Origin of the sequence: Pseudomonas sp. BR20, from assembly GCF_050780135.1 — a bacterium.
GTDB lineage: Bacteria > Pseudomonadota > Gammaproteobacteria > Pseudomonadales > Pseudomonadaceae > Aquipseudomonas.
The window spans coordinates 3,323,798-3,345,147 of the sequence record NZ_CP172012.1 but is presented as its reverse complement, the minus strand read 5'-3'; the positions used below and the strand labels follow the sequence as shown (position 1 = coordinate 3,345,147).

General features: G+C 61.1%; 19 protein-coding genes and 1 pseudogene. 13 read left to right on the top strand and 7 right to left on the bottom strand.

Annotated elements, in window-relative coordinates:
* The first annotated feature begins 99 nt into the window (after positions 1-99).
* Positions 100-858, top strand: coding sequence for a DNA-binding transcriptional repressor DeoR (deoR, locus tag ACHPFG_RS15455; protein WP_131696280.1), 759 nt, complete (start codon positions 100-102; stop codon positions 856-858).
* On the opposite strand, the gene ACHPFG_RS15450 is transcribed toward deoR, so the two are convergent.
* The 5 genes and pseudogenes from ACHPFG_RS15450 to ACHPFG_RS15430 all read right to left on the bottom strand — a co-directional run.
* Positions 855-1,901: an aldose 1-epimerase family protein gene (locus tag ACHPFG_RS15450; protein ID WP_431699672.1), complete on the bottom strand. Its 1,047-nt coding sequence runs from the start codon at positions 1,899-1,901 to the stop codon at positions 855-857. The genes deoR and ACHPFG_RS15450 overlap by 4 nt on opposite strands.
* Positions 1,898-3,229 (bottom strand): L-fucose:H+ symporter permease, encoded by a 1,332-nt coding sequence (gene fucP / locus ACHPFG_RS15445; RefSeq protein WP_131696278.1) that lies wholly within the window; start codon positions 3,227-3,229, stop codon positions 1,898-1,900. Before fucP ends, ACHPFG_RS15450 begins: the two co-directional genes overlap by 4 nt.
* Positions 3,230-3,257: 28 nt before the next feature.
* Positions 3,258-4,178, bottom strand: coding sequence for a ribokinase (gene rbsK, locus ACHPFG_RS15440; protein WP_259242587.1), 921 nt, complete (start codon positions 4,176-4,178; stop codon positions 3,258-3,260).
* Positions 4,179-4,378: 200 nt separating this feature from the next.
* On the bottom strand, positions 4,379-5,104 hold the full coding sequence (locus ACHPFG_RS15435; RefSeq protein WP_431703478.1) for a methyl-accepting chemotaxis protein: 726 nt from the start codon (positions 5,102-5,104) through the stop codon (positions 4,379-4,381).
* Between the two features lie 132 nt (positions 5,105-5,236).
* Positions 5,237-5,992: pseudogene (locus ACHPFG_RS15430) on the bottom strand (MCP four helix bundle domain-containing protein); the annotation flags it as partial.
* A gap of 136 nt (positions 5,993-6,128) precedes the next feature.
* Here ACHPFG_RS15430 and ACHPFG_RS15425 point away from each other — a divergent pair.
* Both ACHPFG_RS15425 and ACHPFG_RS15420 read left to right on the top strand, forming a co-directional pair.
* A complete protein-coding gene (locus tag ACHPFG_RS15425) occupies positions 6,129-7,337 on the top strand; it encodes a multidrug effflux MFS transporter (protein WP_431699671.1) in 1,209 nt (402 codons plus the stop codon).
* A 100-nt stretch (positions 7,338-7,437) separates the two neighbouring features.
* Positions 7,438-8,295, top strand: coding sequence for an SDR family oxidoreductase (locus ACHPFG_RS15420; protein WP_092484302.1), 858 nt, complete (start codon positions 7,438-7,440; stop codon positions 8,293-8,295).
* Between the two features lie 58 nt (positions 8,296-8,353).
* Here ACHPFG_RS15420 and ACHPFG_RS15415 read toward each other — a convergent pair whose 3' ends face one another.
* A complete protein-coding gene (locus ACHPFG_RS15415; RefSeq protein WP_431699670.1) occupies positions 8,354-9,268 on the bottom strand; it encodes a site-specific integrase in 915 nt (304 codons plus the stop codon).
* 108 nt (positions 9,269-9,376) lie between these two features.
* The gene (locus ACHPFG_RS15410; RefSeq protein ID WP_431699669.1) at positions 9,377-10,195 is read right to left on the bottom strand and encodes a M949_RS01915 family surface polysaccharide biosynthesis protein; all 819 of its coding nucleotides are present in this window, start codon (positions 10,193-10,195) and stop codon (positions 9,377-9,379) included.
* 434 nt (positions 10,196-10,629) lie between these two features.
* Between ACHPFG_RS15410 and arnC the strand changes: the two genes are divergently transcribed.
* The 10 genes from arnC (at position 10,630) to ACHPFG_RS15360 (ending at position 21,253) form a co-directional block, all read left to right on the top strand.
* Positions 10,630-11,667, top strand: coding sequence for an undecaprenyl-phosphate 4-deoxy-4-formamido-L-arabinose transferase (gene arnC, locus ACHPFG_RS15405; RefSeq protein WP_131696272.1), 1,038 nt, complete (start codon positions 10,630-10,632; stop codon positions 11,665-11,667).
* Entirely contained in the window at positions 11,664-13,655 is a 1,992-nt protein-coding gene (arnA, locus tag ACHPFG_RS15400) for a bifunctional UDP-4-amino-4-deoxy-L-arabinose formyltransferase/UDP-glucuronic acid oxidase ArnA (RefSeq protein WP_431699668.1), read from the top strand. Before arnC ends, arnA begins: the two co-directional genes overlap by 4 nt.
* On the top strand, positions 13,655-14,539 hold the full coding sequence (gene arnD, locus ACHPFG_RS15395; RefSeq protein WP_339450754.1) for a 4-deoxy-4-formamido-L-arabinose-phosphoundecaprenol deformylase: 885 nt from the start codon (positions 13,655-13,657) through the stop codon (positions 14,537-14,539). Before arnA ends, arnD begins: the two co-directional genes overlap by 1 nt.
* Positions 14,536-16,191, top strand: coding sequence for a lipid IV(A) 4-amino-4-deoxy-L-arabinosyltransferase (gene arnT, locus ACHPFG_RS15390; protein ID WP_431699667.1), 1,656 nt, complete (start codon positions 14,536-14,538; stop codon positions 16,189-16,191). Before arnD ends, arnT begins: the two co-directional genes overlap by 4 nt.
* A complete protein-coding gene (gene arnE / locus ACHPFG_RS15385) occupies positions 16,188-16,535 on the top strand; it encodes a 4-amino-4-deoxy-L-arabinose-phosphoundecaprenol flippase subunit ArnE (protein WP_431699666.1) in 348 nt (115 codons plus the stop codon). The genes arnT and arnE overlap by 4 nt, the downstream gene beginning before the upstream one ends.
* Complete coding sequence (gene arnF / locus ACHPFG_RS15380) at positions 16,532-16,945, top strand: 4-amino-4-deoxy-L-arabinose-phosphoundecaprenol flippase subunit ArnF (RefSeq protein ID WP_431699665.1); 414 nt, start codon at positions 16,532-16,534, stop codon at positions 16,943-16,945. Before arnE ends, arnF begins: the two co-directional genes overlap by 4 nt.
* Complete coding sequence (locus tag ACHPFG_RS15375) at positions 16,942-18,321, top strand: UDP-glucose dehydrogenase family protein (protein ID WP_431699664.1); 1,380 nt, start codon at positions 16,942-16,944, stop codon at positions 18,319-18,321. Before arnF ends, ACHPFG_RS15375 begins: the two co-directional genes overlap by 4 nt.
* 3 nt (positions 18,322-18,324) lie before the next feature.
* Entirely contained in the window at positions 18,325-19,947 is a 1,623-nt protein-coding gene (locus ACHPFG_RS15370) for an ArnT family glycosyltransferase (RefSeq protein ID WP_431699662.1), read from the top strand.
* 271 nt (positions 19,948-20,218) lie between these two features.
* Entirely contained in the window at positions 20,219-20,374 is a 156-nt protein-coding gene (locus ACHPFG_RS15365) for a hypothetical protein (protein ID WP_431703477.1), read from the top strand.
* Positions 20,375-20,542: 168 nt separating this feature from the next.
* Positions 20,543-21,253, top strand: coding sequence for an HPP family protein (locus tag ACHPFG_RS15360; protein ID WP_131696263.1), 711 nt, complete (start codon positions 20,543-20,545; stop codon positions 21,251-21,253).
* The last annotated feature ends 97 nt before the right edge of the window (positions 21,254-21,350 follow it).

Here is a 21,350-nt window from a genome sequence, read left to right as displayed (position 1 = left end):
TGATCGTGTGCCGCCTGTCACAGCGCTCACACTAATACGTTACAATAATAACACTAAATGTTACTTATCTAACACAAACAATCAAGCCCTGGAATACTCGTGGACAGTAGAAAAGCCGAGCGACTCAAGCTTATCCAACAAGCCTTGCAGGACCAGAACGCCATTCACCTGAGGGAAATGGCGGCGCTGCTGGAGGTTTCGGAGATGACCCTGCGCCGCGATCTCAACCACTTCAGCGATCACCTGCGCCTGCTGGGTGGCTACATCACCCGCGTCGGCAGCGAGGTCAGCGATTACCGGGTTGCCGAGCAGGACACGCGTCACGTCGAGGAAAAGCGCCGCATCGGCAAACTCGCCGCGCGGCTGATCCAGCCCGGTGACACGGTGTTTTTCGACTGCGGCACCACCTCCCCCTTTGTGATTGACTTCATCCCCGATGAGCTGGAATTCACTGCGGTGTGCAGCTCGCTGAACGTGCTGCTTAAGCTGCATGGCAAGCCCAACTGCCACATCGTGTTGTGCGGCGGGACCTTTCACCGCAAGAACCAGGTGTTTGAAAACACGGCCGAAAGCAGCATCCTCGACAGCGTGCGCCTGACCTGGGCCTTCGTGACTGCCGCGGGTGTCAGCCAGGAATTCGGCGTGACGTGCTTCAACTTCAACGAGGTCGAGGTCAAGCAAAAGGTCATGCGCCAGGCCCAGCAACGCGTGTTGCTCGCCGACTTCAGCAAGTTCGACACGGTGCGCACGGCTCACTTCGCCACCCTGGAGGACTTTCAGTACGTGGTCAGCGACAAGAAAATCCCCCGCAGCTACAAGGAAGCCATCCAGGCCCACGGCGCGCAATTGCTGGTTTAACCCAGCAACCGCAACCGTTCCTGCGCACTCAGATAACCGGTGGTCACACTGAACGAGGCGCTGGCTCCCGCCGCCAGCAGACGCACGTGGCCTTTGGCTTTCTCGGCGTTATAGCCCTCGGGTTCGCACGTGGATGGCAGCACGAACGCCGCCACTTGCTGATCCGGCGTGTGCAGGATCCAGCGTGCGGCGTGCTCGAATTGTTCGGGCAGATAGCGGGTGTAGAACGCCGCGCCATCGGGGTGATCCAGCAGGAAATGCGCCTGGCCGGTGGCATCTGTGCCGACGCCGTCGAAGAAAAACACGATTTCAGGGTCGTACAACGCCGGCTTATCGAGACACGTCAACTGCCCGGGCTGCTCAGCCAATTGCGCCATGTAGGCGCTCCAGTCCGGCGTCGGCTTGACGTGGTCAGGAATACTGGTACGCAGGCGCAGGCGCTGCATGCCCAATGGCTCGACAAACCGCGCATCGGCAACAAAGGCGTAGTTCATGTGGGCCATGTACATCAACTCCATAGGCTTGCCGGCCAGGTTCGTCACCTCCATGTCGATATCGAACAAAGCCGAGTCGGCGCGCAGGGTCACGCTGGGGCACGCCCGGTAGCGATCGCCGAAGCCCTTGGCGTATTGATAGCGACCGCCCAGGCGCACAAAGCCCTCGCCGATTTCCAGCCACGCCGAGTCCATCGGGGCGCAAGGCATTTCGCCATGCAAGGCGTGGGTGTCATCCGGCGCCGGGCAACCGTTGCGCAGCAGGCCACTGTGAAACATGAAGCAGCCATAGGTATCGATGACCGTCGGGCTGGGCCGAGGTTGCTCGAACAGGTTGCTCATGGTCAGGTCGCAGCCGTCGAACACCGCCGACCAGATCATCTGCCCTTGATAAGGCAGCACCACCAGGCGTCCACGGCTGTTCTCCAGGCTCACGGCCAGCACGCCGGACGGGTAGGTCCAGGCGCTCACCTTGAAATCCTCAGACTGCAACAGGATCTTTTCCTGCTCGCTAAACACCGCGGGATACAGCGGGATACGCGTGTTCATGAGGCCACCGCCGCTGCTGCGCCCGAAGGCAAGGTCGCGGATTGGCGCATGCATTTGAGCGCATACATCACGATCACGATAAAGCACAGCAACGGCACGCTGTAAGCCAGTTGCATGTTGCCGCCGCTGGCGTCGGACAACAGGCCCTGGAAGATTGGAATCACCCCGCCGCCTACGATGCTCATCACCAGCAATGAACCGCCGACGCCGGTGTCTTCACCCAGGCCATCGATGGTCAGGCCGTAAATGGTCGGCCAGCACGGGCCGAGGAAAATACTCACGCCGACCGCTGCATACACCGCCGAAATGTTCGGCACCAGAATGGTGTAGGCCAGCAGCACAATGCACAGCACACCGTAGATCGCCAGGACCTTGGCCGGGTGCAGGCGGCGCATCAACAGGTTGGCGATCATCTTGCCGACAAAGTAGGCGGCAAAGGTGGTCAGCAAAAACCATGAAGCGCTGCGCTCGTTCATTCCACCCATTTGCATGGCCAGGCGAATGGTGAAACTCCACACGCCGACCTGCGCGCCCACGTAGAGAAACTGCGCCAATACGCCAAAGGTAAAACGCGGGTTACGCCACAACCGACCCAGGCTTTGGCGCAGGCTGCCAGGCTTGCTGTCAGCGGGTTTATTGCCCTTGCAGGCGGGGAATCGGGTGATGGCGACCAGGATAAACATCAGCACCAGCACGGCAATCATCCACTTGTAGGGCAACAGCGTGGACTGGATCATTTGCAACTGCTGCACAGCGGCCTCGGAGGCGCTCATCTGCGTCAGTTGTTCCGTGGTGGCGTCGGTGTCCTTGAACATCACGAAGCTGCCGACGTACACCCCGGCCATCGCGCCGAAGGGGTGGAAAGTCTGCGAGATGTTCAAGCGCCGCGTCCCGGTTTCCCGCGGGCCCATCAGGGTCGAGTAGGTATTGCAGGCGGTTTCCAGGAACGACAGGCCGGCGGCAATCACAAACAACGCCAGCAGGAACATGCCGTACTTGGCCGTTGACGCCGCCGGGAAAAACAGCAGGCAACCGAACATGTACAGCAGCAAGCCGATCAGGATCGTGCTCTTGTAGCTGAAACGACGCACCACCATCGCCGCCGGAATCGCCACGAAAAAGTAGCCCAGGTAAAACGCCGATTGCACAAAGGCGGTCTGGAAATCACTGAGCAAAAACGCCTTCTTGAAGTGTGCGATCAGCACGTCGTTCATGCTCGCCGCCGCGGCCCACAGGGCAAAGATGCTGCACAGCAGGATAAAGGCGAACCAGGGCGTGCGGTTCAGGTAGAAACCATCGGGTGTCTGTTGCAGCGCAGGTTTGTTCATTATTGTTCTCCGGGCTGGTTTGAGAGTGTTACTGCTGTTGCTGGAAACGAGCGAACGCTTGGCTGTCGGGATAAGACGTCTGGGTGCCCAGCGCCATGACTGAGCAGGCGGAATACGCCACGGCCTGTTCCATGGCCTGTCGGATACCGCCGTCGCGGCTCCAGTGCTGAATAAAGCAACCGATAAAGGCATCCCCGGCGCCCGTGGTGTCACGTGCCACGACCTTTCGGCCCGGCACCCGGAATTCCCCCTCCTCTCCCACGTACAACGCGCCGTGTTCGCCGAGGGTGACGATCACGTGGCGAATGCCGCTGGCCACCAGCGTGCGCGCGGCGCGTTGGGCGGCATCCGGCGAGTCCACGACCTGGCCGGTGATCAACGCCAGTTCCGATTCGTTGGGGATCAGGAAATCCAGCAACGCGAGGTGCTCCCCACTCAGGCCGGCCAGGGCCGGTGCCGGATTGAGCAGCACCGCGATGCCGTGCCGATGCGCAAATTCGATGGCGTAGTAGACCGTCTCCAGATTGATCTCCAACTGCAGCACGATCAGCGTGCACTCGCGCAGGTTGGCGGCCGCCGCGTCGATGTCCGCCGGCAACAAATGCGCATTGGCGCCTTTGACGATCAGAATGCTGTTGTGGGAGTCGGCCCGCACAAAAATCGGCGCGACGCCGCTGGAAACCCCAGGCACCCGCTGGACATAACGGGTGTCGATACCAAAACGCTGGAAGTTGGCCAGGGTGTTGTCGGCAAACATGTCGTCGCCGACCTTGCTCAGCATCAGCACCTGCGCCCCAAGCTTGGCTGCCGCCACCGCCTGGTTCGCCCCCTTGCCGCCACACCCGAGGGCAAAGCCAGGCGCTTCCAGGGTTTCGCCCTGGGCTGGCATGCGCTCGATGTAGGTGATCAGATCCACCATATTGCTGCCGATGACTGCGATCTTGCTCATTGCTGTTCCACCTTGTTGCAGCACGACCAGGCAGGTCGTGGCGCTCTTGTTTTGTTATTTAAATAACATTGCATGTGAATATTCAATCTTTTTTTGCAGTGACTGATCAATGATCCTTGCGGGTGGGCCGGTGGACCGGGCAAAAAAAAACCGGCCCACAGGGGGCCGGTCCATAAAGCGTTTATCAGGTCTGTGTTGCGTTACAAGCTGAAGCGATCCACGGAATGCGACAACTTGCCGGCCAACCCGGCCAGCTCATCGGTGGTCGAGGCGGTTTCTCCGATGATACGGCTGTTGTTTTCCGACATTCCTGCAATCATCTCCACCTGGTGGGAGATTTCGTTGCTGGCCAGGCTTTGTTCACCGATGGTGCGCGAGATGTCGTTCACCAACTCGGTCGTATTCAGGGTGGCCTGCAGAATATCGCGGATCGCTCGCTCCACCTCGGCAGTCACCGCCATGCCTTTATCCACCTGGGTGACGCCCTCCTCCATGCTGGTCACCGCTTCCCGGGTGTTTTGCTGGATACGCCCGACCATGTTGGCAATTTCCTGGGTCGAGGCGCTGGTGCGACCCGCCAGGCTGCGAACTTCATCGGCGACCACCGCAAAGCCGCGCCCCTGTTCGCCGGCGCGGGCGGCCTCAATCGCGGCGTTCAGGGCCAACAGGTTGGTTTGGTCAGCGATGCCCTTGATCACTTGGATAATGCTGAAGATCGCCTCGGACTCCTTATCCAGCGTACGAATGACCTGGGCCGATTGCTGCGCTGAACGGGCAATGCCGTCCATGTCCTTCACCACCTGGTGGATCACCCGGCCGCCGTCCTTGGCCAAGGCTTCAGCCTGGTTGGCCATGTCCAGGGCACGCCCGGCATGTCGGGTAATCTCTTCGATACTGGCGGTCATTTCACTCGCCGCTGCCGCCATGGTGCTGGCGGCCGCGCTTTGCTGCTGACTGCTGCCAGCGACTTCATGGCACCCCTGGCTCAACCGTTCGCTCATGCCATTGACGCCATGGGCATTACTGCGCACCACCTCGATCATGCCGCGTAGATCTCGCTGCATGATGGCGAGGTTGCGGATCAACGAACTGGCTTCGTCCTTGCGCTTGGGTTCGACGATCGGCTCGCTCAAGTTGCCACGGGCGATACTCGCGGCGATGCGGCTGGCGGTCTGCAGCGGCCCCATGATGCTCAAGATGACCCAGCGCCCTTGCGCCAGCAGCAGTAACAGGCTGGCGATCAGCACGGCGGCCAAGGTTAAATTGGCGTGACTGATGGTCTGCCGCGTACTGGTGCTGGTCAGTTGGGTATTGCTCTCGATCAGCTCGCTCAAGGCCGCCATTTGATCTTCCAGCTGGGAAAACGCCTTGTTGAAGGTGTCCAGTTCCCCGCGAGCGGCTTCAGGATTGTCCAGGGCCAACGCGACGATGCGCTCCGCGGCACTGATGTAGGTGTCCAGGCTGGGTCTGATTTTTTCCAGGCTGGTCTTGATCGTGGCCTCCAGCGGCAGCTTAAGGTTGTCCCCCAGTACCTCTCTGAAGTGCTCGGCGTGTTCCTTCAACGAAGTGTTGACCTCGTCCTTGCTGCTGATGCTTTTCCCCAACCCCACGAGCATGGCGGAAAACACGTCGGCGCGCAGGGCGTCGTGCATCATGTCGGCTTCCATATGGTTGCGCAGGACCGTCATGCTCACCTCGCTATCCTGCACCGCCTCGCTCATCCGGGCGTTTCCCAGGTAGCCGGCCAGGCTCATGACCAGGGCCGTGAGCAGCCCGGTGGCAATCAATAACATCAAGCGTAATTTGATCGTCATGCCCACATCCCCATACCCGACAGTCAAAGCAACGTTCTTACCGTTATCGGCATCAATCTCAGTTAGTGAAGCCTAAGTTTGCAGATCTGCGCGAATCCCTTAATCTGATCGACTTTTGCTCTGCCCGGAACTGCCCATGTCTCGAAGTATCGCCCACCTCGCCCTGCTGCTCGGGCTGATCACCGCCGTCGGCCCGTTCGCCATCGACATCTACCTGCCCGCCCTGCCGACCCTGGGCGCCAGCCTGCACGCCTCGCCGGCGGCGGTACAGATGAGCCTGACAGTGTTCTTCATGATCATCGGCGTGTGCCAGCTGTTCTACGGCCCGATCAGTGATGTGTTCGGGCGCAAGCCGCCGATTTACGCCGGGCTGCTGATCTTTGCGGTGGGCAGTATCGGCTGCGCGCTGGCGCCTACCATTGAAGTGCTGATCGGCTTTCGTGCCGTGCAGGCGTTCGGTGCGTGTGCCGGGATGGTGATTCCCCGCGCGATTGTGCGTGACCTGTATACAGGCCATGAAGCCGCGCGGCTGATGGCCTTGCTGATGCTGGTGATGAGTGTCTCGCCGATTCTCGCGCCGCTGGCCGGCAGCCTGGTTATCTCTATCTGGAGTTGGCGTGAAGTGTTTGCCGTGCTGGCGGTGGTGTCCGTCGCGTGCCTGGTCATGACCATTGTGCAACTGCCTGAGACCCACCCGGCCGAACGGCGTTTGGGCAAGACCCTGGGCACGGCGTTCGCCAGCTACGGTGCGTTGCTGCGCGATCCGGTTTTTATCGGTTTGTCGGTGGTATGCGGTTTTGGCCTGGCCACCTTCTTTGTGTTTATTGGCAGTGCGCCGTTCGTATATATCGAGTACTTCGGCCTGACACCGACGCAATTCAGCCTGTGTTTTGCGCTGAACGCTGCGTCGTTCTTCGCCATGAGCCAACTCACCGCTCGCCTGAGCGCCCGCTTCGGCCTGGCGCCGCTGATTCGCTGGTCGGTAACCGCGGTGGCCGCCGTCATGATCGTGCTGGCGGCCACCACGCTGTGGGTCGATAGCCTGCCCTGGATGATGGCGCTGCTGTTTATCGGCTTCGGTTTTCTCGGCCTGCTGTTGCCGGCGGCCGGGGTGCTGTCGCTGGAGGATCACGGCACAGTGGCGGGCTCCGCCTCGGCCCTGCTGGGGGCGATCCAGATGATTACCGCCGCAGTGTCGATGACGCTGGTCGGGGTGTTTGCCGACCATACACCGGCGCCGATGCTGACAGGCATCGCGTTGTGTGCCGTGGCGGCGATGCTCACCGTCCTGTGGACCTTGCGCCGTCTGCCGACGCACTTGGCGAGCGCCCCACCCTCCTCCTGAGGGGTACCACTCGTCGGGCCTGGCCGGCATCCATTACAACTATCGCCGGCCATGAAACTACTAATCCCATAGCACCGCTCGAAACCTATGGAGATTGGAAATGACTGACTACCCACGCCCACCCTTTGCCCCTCAAGCGCAAAACGTGCCCGGTACCCAGCGCAAAATGGACCCGTACCCGGACTGCGGGGAACAGAGTTACAAGGGCTCCGGCCGGTTGGCCAACAAGATCGCCTTGATCACCGGTGCCGACAGCGGCATCGGCCGCGCGGTGGCCATCGCCTTTGCCCGTGAAGGGGCTGACGTCGCCATCGCCTACCTGGACGAACACGAAGACGCCAGGGAAACCGCACGCTGGGTTGAAGAAGCTGGCCGCCAGTGCCTTTTGCTGCCCGGTGACATCGCGCAAAAAGCCACCTGCCAGGCGCTGGTCGACAAGACCGTAGAACAGTTCGGGCGCATCGACGTGCTGGTGAATAACGCTGCGTTCCAGATGACCCACGAGACGCTCGAAGAGATCGAGGATGAGGAATGGGTCAAGACCTTCGATATCAACATCACTGCGATGTTTCGCATCTGCAAGGCCGCGCTGCCGCATATGAAGGCCGGCAGTTCGATCATCAACACCAGCTCGGTCAACTCCGACATGCCTAAGCCGACCCTGCTGGCCTATGCCGCCACCAAAGGTGCGATCGCCAACTTCACCGGTGGCTTGGCGCAGTTACTGGGCAGCAAGGGCATTCGCGTCAACAGCGTCGCGCCCGGCCCGATCTGGACGCCGTTGATCGTGGCGACCATGACCGATGAAGACGTGCAGAATTTCGGCAGCGAAACCCCATTGGGCCGCCCCGGCCAACCGGTGGAAGTGGCGCCGATCTATGTGCTGCTGGCGTCGGATGAGGCCAGCTATATCTCGGGGTCGCGCTATGCGGTCACCGGTGGCAAACCCATTCTCTAAGCCGGCCCCTCTTATCAATAGTTGTGTGGCGAGCGCTACGTAAAACGGCGCTGATCACCTACAAATCGAACCGATCCACCGCCCGCCGCCGCTCGTTGTCGTCACGCACGTCATAGCTGGCGGTGGTCTGGATATTGGTGTGATGCGCGAGTTTCTGTGCAATCGACAGGTCATGTTCCTCGATGACGCGCGTAATGAACGAACGGCGGAAATCGTGGGGCATGATCTTCACCCCCACCTGCTCACCGCGTTGGCGGGCGATGTAGTAAATCGCGTGCTTGGTGATACGTTCGCGGGTGATATGGCTGCCCCGGCGTATGCGGTTGAACAGGAAGCTATCGTCCTGCTCGCCATCCTTGAGCTGCTCGCGCCTGAAGACCAACCAGGCCTGCAACTTGGCGAAAGCCCAGTCCGGCGCATACTTGACCAGTTCCTTATTGCCCTTGCCAATCACCCGCAAGCTGCGCTCTGCGAAGTTGATCTGCGCCAGGTCGAGGTTGACCGACTCCGACTTGCGCATTCCCGAGCCATACAGGATGCCGATCACCGCTGCATCCCGCAGGCCCTGGGGACGCGGGTCAGCGGCGCAGACTTCCATCATTTCCCGGATCAACGTGCGCCGCAGATTGCGGCCCTGGCCCAGGCGAGTGCCGGGCGTGGCCTTGACCGTGCGCATTTTCAACAGGTGTTCCTGGCTGATCAGGCTCATGCGCCAGGCCTCGTTCATCACCCCGCGCACCGCATTCACATACAGCGACGAGGTATTCGGCGCGTAGCCGTCTTCGCGCAAAGCAGCGACCAGGGCAATGACGTGTTCGGGTTGCAGCAGATGCCAATCGATGTCTTCGAGGTTGATGTCCTCGTAGCCCAGGCGGTCGGCGGCATCCTGCAGCACATAGCGCATGGTCAGTTGGCTGGAGGGGGCCAGGCGAGTGAGGTAGAGGGTCAGTGGGTTGCGGATAGACTCAGTCAAGGTAGATCAGCCTTTGGATTAAATACCTCAAACAAGCCATTGTTTAATCGAGGTATTTAGTGAATTGGCGAAGGCCGAGTCTAACCCAGGAGAAGTCCTGGCACAAAATCACGGGGCTGTGTCGTCATCCTCCGTGGGTGCCTGCGACTGGGTCTGGCTTTGGGTCTGGTTCCATTCGGTGTCCTGCTTCTGCATCAGCGCGAACCAGTGCTGGCGCATAAAGGTCAGGTAAGCCTGCGGCGCCTTGGCGAAGTCCTTCTCGTCGCCATAGCAGCCCGGCAATGGCAACTCGGTGCCCTGCTCCTTGTATTGGCTGACCAGCGCCTGCTGCCCGGCCACACTGCAATCCTTGGGCAGCGGCATGCCACGCAGCGCGCCGGCCTCTTCATCCCACCAGGCCGCGCCCACCCGGTCGACACCGCGCAGGCGATACTTCTGCGACTTGCCGACATGCATGATCAGCTTGAATTCATTGGGGCTGACATCGCTGGTGCAGGTGCGCGAATAACCCACGGTGGCCTGGGTGATGCCATCACCGCTGAGGTCGGTGACCTTGGTCGCCGCCATGTCGAAATGCAGCGCCGCATCGAATTCGCAATGCTGTACGTCGTCGTAGAGCATCCACATGCGCTTGGGGCGGTCGCCGTCGATCAGGTATTGCGCCGCGTAGACAAATGCCGATTGGGTGCCATCGTCCTCACGCTCACTGACTTGCTCAGCGAGCACCAGCAGGTTCTTGCCCTGGTGGTCATCCCAGGTATAGGCGGCGACCTGCCTGCCGCGTACCTCAACGCCCTCAGGCACTTGAGCGAGGGTGGTGAGTGCCACGCCGTCATCTGCCCGAACGGTGGGGACGCACGCTACCGTCATCAACAATCCCATCAAGACGGGCCGCCATTGGCCGCCTACACGCTGCACGCTATTCATCCGAGTACCCTGGCAAGAGATGGCTTACTTTACCGGCACTTGAGGCGCATTGCAGAGAAGATTCTTCAATATAAATGCACAGCAGGCAGTCGCACGAGGCGATACGGCGACCGGTATTCGGCAAGTCCGGCCCACGACATGCAAACCGTTCGTGTTTCGCTCAATTTATAACGCCTTTATCGCCTTAATTAAGTAGCTGAACACTAGCTGTCTACCTGTCAAATAAACGAGTTTTTCATCTGCCTTTCATATCTGTTGCACATTTTTGCGCTTAATCTTGAACGTGAACCTTCAGAGCGAGTCCCACAACACCCGCTAACCTGTTGATTACGCTTTATCTTTAGCGCCGTTTTTTACCAGCGGGCCAGGTGTTCGCCCAATGATTACTACCGCTTTCACGCTCCAAGTTGCTCTAACCCCGAGGTCATGAATCTTTGAAACCCTACCCTATTCATTGCGTGTCGATCGTTATCCCGGTCTACAACGAACAAGAAAGCCTGCCTGAACTGCTGCGTCGCACCACCGCCGCCTGCAAGCAACTGGCCTACGAATACGAAATCATCCTGGTGGATGACGGTAGCCGCGACAACTCCGCCCAATTGCTCGAAGACGCCGCTGCTGAAGACGGCAGCAACGTGGTGGCGGTGATCCTCAATCGCAACTACGGGCAGCATGCGGCGATCATGGCCGGTTTCGAGCAGTGCCGGGGCGAAGTGGTGATTACCCTCGATGCCGACCTGCAGAACCCGCCCGAAGAAATCCCACGCCTGGTGGAGCAAGCGGCCCTGGGCTACGACGTGGTCGCCACCGTGCGTAACAATCGCCAGGACTCGGCCTTTCGCCGCTGGCCTTCGCGCCTGATCAACCTCGCCGTGCAACGCTCCACTGGCGTGGCCATGACCGACTACGGCTGCATGCTGCGCGCTTACCGCCGCACCATCGTCGACGCCATGCTCGCCTGCCGTGAGCGCAGCACCTTTATCCCGATCCTGGCCAACGGCTTTGCCCGCCACACCACCGAGATCCTTGTGCACCACGCCGAGCGTGAACACGGCGAGTCCAAATACAGCGCCATGCGCCTGATCAGCCTGATGTTCGACCTGCTGACCTGCATGACCACCACCCCGCTGCGCCTGCTGTCCATCGTCGGCTTCAGCCTGGCGGCCTTGGGCATGCTGTTCGCCTTTGCACTGATCATCCTGCGCCTGGCCTTCGGTGCTGAATGGGCCGGCGACGGCATGTTCGTGCTGTTCGCGGTGCTGTTCGTGTTCACCGGCGGCCAGTTCATCGGCATGGGCCTGCTGGGTGAATACCTGGGCCGCATGTACAGCGATGTCCGCGCCCGCCCACGTTTCTTTATTGAAAAAGTGCTGCGCAACCAACCGGCAGCACCGGCACCCGTGGTCGTCGTTGACGGCCTGGTGTCCTCCCATTCCACCACTACTTCTCCTTCCGATCAGGTTTCGTCATGAATTCAAAAGCCGTTGTCTTCGCTTACCACGATATTGGCTGTGCGGGCATTGAAGCCCTGCTGACTGCCGGCTACGACATTGCCGCCGTGTTCACCCATGCCGATGACCCCAAGGAAAACAATTTCTACGGCTCCGTCGCCCAGCTGTGCGCGCGCAACGGCATCCCGGTACATGCGCCGGAAGATGCCAACCACCCGCTGTGGATCGAACGCATTGCCAAGCTGAACCCGGAATACATCTTCTCTTTCTACTACCGCAACCTGCTGAGCGAGCCGCTGTTGGCCACCGCCAGCAAAGGCGCGTTCAACCTACACGGCTCGCTGCTGCCTAAATACCGTGGCCGCGCACCGGCCAATTGGGTGCTGGTCAACGGCGAAACCGAAACCGGCGTGACCCTGCACCGCATGGTCAAGCGTGCCGATGCCGGCGCGATCCTGGTCCAGCAAAAAGTCGTGATCGAGCGCACCGACACCGGCCTGACCCTGCATGCCAAGCTGCGTGATGCCGCGACCAGCCTGCTGCGCGATGCCCTGCCGCAACTGGCTGCGGGCAAGCTGACCGAGACTGCCCAGGACGAAAGCCAGGCCACCTACTTTGGTCGCCGCACGGCAGCCGACGGCAAGCTGGAGTGGAAAAAACCCGCTGAAGAACTGTTCAACCTCGTGCGGGCGGTGACTCAACCGTACCCGGGCGCCTTCTGCGCCGTGGGCGAGCACAAGCTCATCGTCTGGCAAGCCGAAGTGGTCAAGGGCAACGAAGGCCTGGCGCCGGGCCGGGTGATCAGCGTCAACCCGCTGCGCATCGCCTGCGGTGAAGACTCCCTGGTGGTCAAGTTCGGCCAGCGCAACGACAACGGTCTGTACCTGGCGGGTCCGTCCCTGGCCAACGAACTGGGCCTGGTCGACGGCTCCGTGCTGCGCGGTGCCGAGTCCGGCCGCAAGCCGCGCCGTACCCGCGTGCTGATCCTCGGTGTGAACGGTTTCATCGGTAACCACCTGTCCGAGCGCCTGCTGCGTGACGACCGTTATGAAGTCTACGGCCTGGACATCGGCTCCGACGCCATCGAGCGCCTGCGCAGCCACCCGAACTTCCATTACGTCGAAGGCGACATCAGCATCCACACCGAGTGGATCGAGTACCACATCAAGAAGTGCGACGTGGTCCTGCCGCTCGTAGCCATCGCCACACCCATCGAGTACACCCGTAACCCGCTGCGCGTGTTCGAGCTGGATTTCGAAGAAAACCTCAAGCTGGTGCGCTACTGCGTCAAGTACAACAAGCGCGTGATCTTCCCGTCGACCTCCGAAGTCTATGGCATGTGCCAGGACCAGTACTTCGACGAAGACACCTCCAACCTGGTGGTCGGCCCGGTCAACAAGCAGCGCTGGATCTACTCGGTCTCCAAGCAACTGCTGGACCGCGTGATCTGGGCCTACGGCGCCAAGGGCCTGAACTTCACCCTGTTCCGTCCGTTCAACTGGATGGGCCCACGCCTGGACCGCCTGGATTCGGCGCGTATCGGCAGCTCCCGTGCGATCACCCAGTTGATCCTCAACCTGGTGGAAGGTACGCCGATCCGCCTGTTCGACGGTGGCGAGCAGAAGCGCTGCTTCACCGACATCGCCGACGGTATCGAAGCCCTGGCGCGCATCATCGACAACGACAACGATGCCTGCAACGGCCAGATCATCAACATCGGTAACCCGGAAAACGAAGCCAGCATCCGTCAGTTGGGCGAAGAGCTGCTGCGTCAGTTCGAAGCGCACCCACTGCGCAGCAACTTCCCGCCGTTCGCCGGTTTCCGCGATGTAGAAAGCAAGGCGTTCTACGGCACCGGTTACCAGGACGTGGCCCACCGCAAGCCAAGCATCGAAAACGCCAAGCGCCTGCTGAACTGGGAGCCGACCGTGGAGATGAGCGAAACCATCGGCAACACGCTGGACTTCTTCCTGCGTGAAGCCATGCTCGAAATCGCGGACAAGCGCTGATGCAGGCAGGTCTTCGCATCGACGTCGACACCTATCGCGGCACCCGTGAAGGTGTGCCGCGGTTGCTCGAATCCCTGGATGAGGCCGGGGTAAAAGCGACGTTCTTCTTCAGTGTCGGGCCGGACAATATGGGGCGCCACTTGTGGCGCCTGATCCGCCCGCAGTTCCTGTGGAAAATGCTGCGTTCCAATGCTGCCGGCCTGTACGGCTGGGACATCCTGCTGGCCGGCACCGCCTGGCCAGGCAAGCCCATCGGCCGTGATCTGGGGCACCTGATGCGCCAGGCCAAGGCGGCGGGGCATGAAGTCGGCCTGCACGCCTGGGATCACCACGGCTGGCAGGCCAACACCGGGCGTTGGAGCGATGCACAGCTGGTGGAGCAGATTCGACGCGGCGTGGAGACCTTGAGCGACATCCTCGGCGAACGCATCGACTGTTCCGCGGCCGCCGGGTGGCGTGCCGATGAGCGTGTGGTGCAAGCCAAGCAAGGGTTCAACTTTCGCTACAACAGCGATTGCCGGGGTACCAGCCTGTTTCGGCCGACATTGGCCGATGGCAGCGCGGGTACGCCACAAATTCCGGTGGACCTGCCGACCTTCGACGAAGTCGTCGGGCCGGTGGTGGCCGCCAAAGACTTCAACGGTTTCATTCTTGACCGGTTTGCCGAGTCGAAGCTCAACGTCTACACGATCCACGCAGAAGTAGAAGGGATTCTGATGGCCAATGATTTTCGCCAGTTGCTCGCCCAGGCAGGGCAGCGCGGCATCGATTTCAAACCCCTGGGCGACTTGTTGCCTGCGGACCTGACCACCCTGCCCCGGCAACACCTGGTGCGCGGCGCATTGAGCGGCCGTGAGGGTTGGCTCGGAGTGCAGCAGGCATGATCCGGCGTTGGGCGTTGCCCCTGCTCCTGTTGGCATTCGGCGCGTTCTATTTGCTGCCGCTGGCCACCCACGGCCTGTGGATTCCGGATGAAACCCGCTACGCGCAGATCAGCCAGGAAATGCTGCTGACCGGCAAGTGGGCGTCGCCGCACTTCATGGGGATTCGCTACTTCGAAAAACCCGCTGCAGGGTACTGGATGATCGCGCTGGGCCAGGCGATCTTCGGGCAGAACCTGTTTGGCGTACGCTTCGCCTCGGCGTTGAGCACCGGCTTGAGCATCCTGCTGGTGTACCTGGTGTCGCGCCGGCTGTGGAATGACCCGCAAAAGAGCCTGGTCAGCACCGTGCTGTACATGAGTTTTGTCAGCGTGGCGGCACTGGGCGGCTATGCCAACCTCGATCCGCAGTTCACGTTCTGGGTCAACCTGACCGGCGTTGCCCTGTGGTTCTGCTTCGACAGCACCACCCGCAACGGCCGCCTGGGAGCCTGGGCGCTGCTCGGTTTGGCCTGTGGCATGGGCTTTATGACCAAGGGCTTCCTGGCGTGGCTGTTGCCGGTGCTGATTGCCCTGCCCTACGCGATCTGGCAGAAGCGCTTTCGCGAACTGCTCGGTTACGGCCTGGTGGCCGTGGTCGTCGCCATTGTCGTAAGCCTGCCCTGGGCCCTGGCCGTGCACCTGCAAGAGCCGGACTACTGGAACTTCTTCTTCTGGCACGAGCACATCCAGCGTTTTGCCGGCGAGGATGCACAGCACGCCGAACCGTTCTGGTATTACCTGCCGCTGCTGGTCGCGTTTTCGTTGCCATGGGTCGCCCTGCTGCCGTCCACCTTCAAGCAGGCGTGGCAGCAAAAGCGCTTGCCTGCCACCGCGTTTCTGCTGCTGTGGTTATTGATGCCCCTGGCCTTCTTCAGTCTGGCCAAAGGCAAGTTGCCCTCCTACATCATGCCGTGCCTGCTGCCGCTGGCGTTGCTGATGGGGTCTGCGTTGTCCGCCAAATTGGCCGAGGGCCGTGACGGTGCGTTGCGGGTCAACGGCGGGCTGAACCTGATCATCGGTGTCGTGGCATTGCTCGCACTGACCTGGTTCCAACTGAAAAAACCGGTGTATGAGCACGGCAGTGAAACCCTCAGCCTGGTACTGGTGTTTGCCTTCCTGTTTGGCTGGATCCTCGTCAACCTGCTGCAGGCCGCACGGCCTTTGAAACTGTGGGCCGCGCCGGTGATCGGCAGTTGGTTGATGGTGGCGTTGGTCCCGGCCGCATTGCCCCATTCGGTGGTTTATAACAAGACCCCGGACCAGTTCATCATCGATCACCTCCAGGAACTGAGCCAGACCAGCGCGTTGCTGAGCAACGACCTGGGCGCGGCCTCCGCCCTGGCGTGGCGCGTCAAGCGCCCGGACGTGACCCTCTATAACACCGTCGGCGAAGTGAAATATGGCTTGGCCTTCGACGATGCGGCCCATCACAAGGTCGACACCACGCAGGTCCAGCAATGGATGAGCGACGCGCGCAAACACGGCGCGGTCGGTGTGGTGATGCGCGTCAAGGGTGACGACGAAATCGCCGAAGTGGACTTGCTGCCCAAGGACGGCAAGCGCTACGAGCAAGGCAATATCGTGATCCTGGTGTTCCCGCAGGTTGCGCCATGATCACACTGCTCCTGTTATTGGCGGCCTGCCTGCTGACATGCATGGGCCAGGTCTCGCAGAAATTCGCCGTGGAAGGCTGGCGCGACCAGCCCGACGATTGGGCGCTGAAACTGCGCTCGCCGTGGTTGTGGTCTGCCCTGCTGTGCCTGGGTTTTGGTTTGCTGGTGTGGTTGCTGGTGTTGCAGCGTCTGGAAGTCGGCATCGCCTACCCGATGCTCAGCCTCAATTTTGTCCTGGTCACGCTGGTGGCGCGCTTCGTGTTCAAGGAAACCATCGACACACGGCATTGGCTGGGTGTGGTGCTGGTGATTGCCGGTGTGGTGCTGTTGGGGCGCCAGGTATGAGCCGCCTTCGTGGTTTTGCCCTGGCCCTGGGCAGCGTTGGCCTGGTCAGCGCCGCCCAATTGGGCATGCGCTGGAGCATGACGCGCCTGCCCTTGCCCGCCGAATGGCTGACGGCATTCAACAGCAACGCCATCGACCTCGGGGCGTTGGGGGTGGTGAGCCTGGCGATCCTGGCCTACGCGCTGTCGATGCTCTGCTGGCTCGGCGCCCTCAAGCACCTGCCCCTGGGCCGCGCCTATTCGCTGCTGAGCATCAGCTACGCGCTGGTGTACCTGCTGGCCGCCAGCCTGCCGGTGTTCAACGAACATTTTTCCCTCTCGAAAACCCTGGGGGTGGCCTTGGTCATCCTCGGTGTGCTGGTCATTAACTCTCGCCGTGCTAGCGCTGCAAGCGCCAGGAATGCCCCATGAAAATCAGTGTATTTGGTAGTGGTTACGTCGGTCTGGTACAGGCCACCGTATTAGCCGAAGTCGGTCACGATGTCATCTGCATGGACGTCGATCAGAACAAGGTCAAGCTCCTGCAGCAAGGCCATGTGAGCATCTTCGAGCCGGGACTGGCGGCCATGGTCAAGGAAAACCTGGAAAGCGGGCGACTGCACTTCACCTTCGACGAAAAACTCGCCGTCGAACACGGCGAAGTGCTGTTTATCGCGGTGGGCACGCCGTCGGATGAAGACGGCTCGGCGGACCTCAAGTACGTGTTGTCGGTGGGCGATGCGGTGGCCCGCCACCGTATCGAACCGGTGATCCTGGTGGAGAAATCCACCGTGCCCGTGGGTACCGGCGATACCCTGCGCGCCCATATCGAAAAAGCCCTGCACCTGGCCGGTCGGCACCTGGAGTTCGATATCGTCTCCAACCCGGAATTCCTCAAGGAAGGCTCTGCCGTTTCCGACTGCCGCCGTCCGGACCGCATCATCATCGGTTGCGAGCGCGAAGAAGTGCGCGACGTGATGCGTGACCTGTACGCGCCGTTCAACCGCAACCATGACCGCATCATCTTCATGGACCTGCGCAGCGCCGAGCTGACCAAATACGCCGCCAACTGCATGCTGGCCACCAAGATCAGCTTTATCAACCAGATCGCCGAGCTGGCCGAACACCTGGGCGCCGACATCGAGGCCGTGCGCCTGGGCATCGGCGCCGACTCACGCATCGGCTACCACTTTATCTACCCTGGCTGCGGCTACGGCGGCTCGTGCTTCCCCAAGGACATGCGCGCCTTGATCCACAGCGCCAAGCAGGCCAACTGCTCCAGCGACCTGCTGGAAGCCGTGGAAGCCATCAACCAGCGCCAGAAGAGCAAGCTGTTCGACCGCATCAATGCGTTCTTCCAGGGCAACCTGCGCGGCAAGACCTTTGCCCTCTGGGGCCTGGCGTTCAAGCCCAACACCGACGACATGCGCGATGCGCCCAGCCGCGTGCTGATGGAAGCCCTGTGGGCTGCCGGCGCCAACGTCCGGGCGTTCGATCCGGAAGCCATGCAGGAAACCCAGCGCCTCTACGGTGACGAGCAACGGCTGACGCTGATGGGCACGCCGGAGTCCACGTTGGTCGGCGCCGATGCGCTGATCGTCTGCACCGAATGGCAGCAGTTCAAGGCGCCGGACTTCGACCTGATCCACCAGCGCCTGAAAACCCCGGTGATCTTCGACGGCCGCAACCTGTACGACGGTGAACGCCTGGCGCGCAAAGGCTTCCAGTACTACCCGATCGGCCGTGGCGATTCCTGCCAGTTGCCGATTCCCCAGCAGCAGTGGGTGCCGCAGGTCGTGGAAGCCTGATACGTGAACAAAGCTCAGTCGTCCCTGCTCAGCCCAACGATCCGCCGCCAATCCCTCGGCCTGGGATTGCTGGCGCTGTTGTTGTTTATCGCCGGCAGTTGGCACCAGGCGATTATCGGTTTCGACTCACGCTTCGTGGTGTTTGCCCAGGAGATGCTGCGCCATGGGCCGGGCTTTTTCCCCACCACGTACGGGCAGCCGTATGCCGATTACCTCGCCACCTCGACGCTGATGACCTGGCTGTTGTCGCTGCCCCTGGGCCAGGTCACCAGCCTCACGGCCTGGCTGCCGACGGCCATGGCTTCGGCAGTGATCGTCACCCTGGTGTATCGCCTGACGGCGCCCTACTCCCAGCGTTGGGGGCTGCTGAGCCTCGCGCTGCTGTTGCTGAGCAGTACCTTCATCAGTGAAACCCGCGCGGTGTCCCTCGACCAGATGCTCGCGGCCATCGCCTTGGCGGTGTTCTACCTCGGTTATGCCCATGACCATTTCGGCGGGGGGAAACGCCTGCACTGGCTGTACCTGCTGCTGATCCTTGGCTTTGCGATTCGTGGGCCGATCGGGCTGGTGATTCCTACGGGCGTGCTGTGCAGCTACTACCTGATCAACCGACAATGGCGCCAACTGTTCAGTTTCGGCCTGCTGGCCCTGGCGCTGCTGGTGGCCTGTGTCGGCCTGCTGCTGCTGATGGCCAAGCTCAGTGGCGGCGAGAGCTTCATGCAGGATGTGATCCGCATGCAGTTCCTAGGGCGGATGGACGGCAGTGAAGGCTCCAGCGGCGCGTTGTATTACTTCACCAGCTCCCTGGGCAATTACGCCCTCGCCTATCCCGTGGCACTGCTGGTGCTGCTGGCGGTCGCGGTCGGTCGGCGACGCGTGCCGACGCCGGCGTTGCAACTGGTGCTGTACTGCGCCGCGGCTGGCTTGCTGGTGATGCTGGGCCTGTCGATTCCCCAGGCAAAGAAGGCCCGCTATGTGCTGCCGATGTTGCCGATGGCGGCGATCATTGCGGCGTACCCGTTCCAGGTCGACGAAGGTCGTCTGTTTGCATGGCTGCGCGGGCTGATGCTGGGTGTCTGGACACTGCTGCCAGGCCTGCTGATCGTTGGGCTGGTCTTCGCGCGGCCACGTTATCCGGAGCAGTTGAGCCAGCTGGGGCCGGTGTTTGCCGTGCTCGGGCTGTTGCAAGCCTTGGCATTGCTGGCGTTTTTCAAGGCTCGTCTACGGCCGTTGGGGCCGGCGCTTGCCGCCGTCCTTGCGGTGTGGGCAACGTATATTGCAGTGGTCGAACCGCTCGAACGCAGCATCTACGACACCCGCACCTTTACGCTCCAAGTGCATGAGCAGGTCCAGCAACAGCGCGCCCCGGTGGTATTGCACGGCTTGGGCAAAGACGCCAAGGCGATCAAATTCATGGTTAACCTCGACTGCGATCAGGTGCCGTTGTTTACCCGACAAGCCTCTGACCTGGCGCCGTTACGAGGGCCGGCATGGCTGGTGATGAGCCAGGAGGATTTCGAAGGGCTCGAAGACCCGCGATTTGCCTCTATCACACCAACGTTGACCGGCGAGTTCGACCGAAACCCCTATGTCCTGCTGTATCTGGCCAAAGCCACTCAACCTTGAGTTGCGACGCAGAAAGATCCTACGAAGCTATGCGTAATGGCTGGTGTCATTTCACTTTCCCGCGTCTGAAACCCAACTGTAAACTCGATGGCCACGTGCGGTAACTGTCTACCGCCACAGGCCATGGATAACAACAAGGACGCTATGAGCCGCAGCCAGCACCGCGGCTCACTTCGTGAGAGGACAAACCGTGCCAAATGACCGTTTACCGGATACCCCAACTTCCCTGGCCCGTGATGAAGTGCATATCGGCTACCTGTCCGTTCCGCCGCTGGATCGGCTGATGTGGCTGCGCAATGCCCTGGTGGCACTCAAAGGTCCCTTGGCCGGCGAGCCAGGGCTGCAGGAAAACCTGCAAAAGCACTTGTTCAATGAAGAAACCGATAATCGCGTACTGGGCAAGCTCAACCCTGCTGTCACTCCGTAATAAATTCATTATTTTTGTATTTAACCCTCATTAATATGCATTGGCGCCGCCCTATCTGGCACGGCACACTGCGCAGTGTTCCTCCCCCGAATGCAGGAACTTTCAAAGGGCTTTTCCGGGCAACCAGACAAGCCTTTTTTTTGCCCGCCGTTTATGGATTTCTTTTCAATGCTCGCTCGCTGGTTTCCCGCTGCTATCAATACCCGCCCCGCCGAATGGAGCCGTGCCGCGATTGGCATGGCCTTGGGTACATTATTCAGTGTGTGGCTCTGCGCCCAGGTCTTCGGCATGGAGGTGGCGCTGCACCTGCTCGGTCCGTTGGGGGCTTCGGCGGTGTTGTTGTTTGCGGTTTCGTCCGGTGCGCTGGCGCAGCCCTGGTCGATCATCGGTAGCTACCTGTGCGCCGGTGTCGTGGCGTTGCTGGTGGCCCGCGTCCTTGGTCGCACCCTGGGCGGTGCCTGCCTGGCAGCTGGCATGGCCGTGGTGCTGATGTGCTGGCTGCGTTGCCTGCATCCGCCCGCCGGCGGCCTGGCCATGACCCTGGTATTGGCCGATCCTGCGTCCGCCGCCCTGGGCTGGCACGAATTGGGTGCTGTACTACTCGGTGCCGGTGCCCTGCTGGCCTGCGCGCTGGCCTACAACAATGCCACCCGAACACGCTACCCCAAGGGCGCTGTCGAGGCTCCAACGGCTATCCTGCCTGACCCCAAGGCTGCCCGAGACCCCGCCATTACCGCTGCCGACTTGAAGTTGGCGCTGGCTGACATGGAGCAATTCTACGACGTCGCTCCCACGGAGTTGGAGCAATTGATCCACGCTGCAGAAACCCACGCTCGGCGCCGCAGCATCGGTGAAGTGCTGGCAACCCGCGTAACCTGAGCCCATACCCGGCACCCTGCAGAAATGCAAAAACGACCTGCATGATTCCGGGTTGTACTGTGCAAATTTGCACTGGTACGATCACGAGAGTGTTCGC